Source organism: Halomonas icarae (genome assembly GCF_009901955.1).
GTDB lineage: Bacteria > Pseudomonadota > Gammaproteobacteria > Pseudomonadales > Halomonadaceae > Halomonas > Halomonas icarae.
Window position 1 is genome coordinate 1 of record NZ_WUTS01000003.1, and the last position, 315, is coordinate 315.

Annotated in this window: 1 protein-coding gene; it reads left to right on the forward strand. The window is 60.0% G+C overall.

What is annotated here, in order from left to right:
• Window positions 1–27: 27 nt before the first annotated feature.
• Window positions 28–315, forward strand: a 288-nt coding sequence (locus GRB80_RS15780) for an IS3 family transposase (RefSeq protein WP_161424380.1), incomplete at its 3' end; no start/stop codon positions are given.

The following is a 315-nucleotide window of genomic DNA, read 5'->3' on the forward strand; positions in this document are numbered from 1 at the left end:
GGATTTTTTATCACGCAGGCTCGATCGTTGAGCCGGGCGCAGCGCCTGGCCATGATCGAGCCGCCATCTTCCGCCACTCCGAGTCTGAGACGGCAGTGTCAGCTGCTGAGTATCAGTCGTTCCTCGCTTTACTACCAGAAGCGAGAGTGGCTGGCCGAGGATCTGGTGCTGATGCGCCTGATCGATGAACAACACCTGCTGACGCCGGTTTACGGATCACGTCGGATGACCGTCCATCTCAATCGGCTGGGCCACCGGGTCAACCGCAAACGAGTGCGTCGCCTGATGCGGCAGATGGGGCTCCATGCCGTCTAT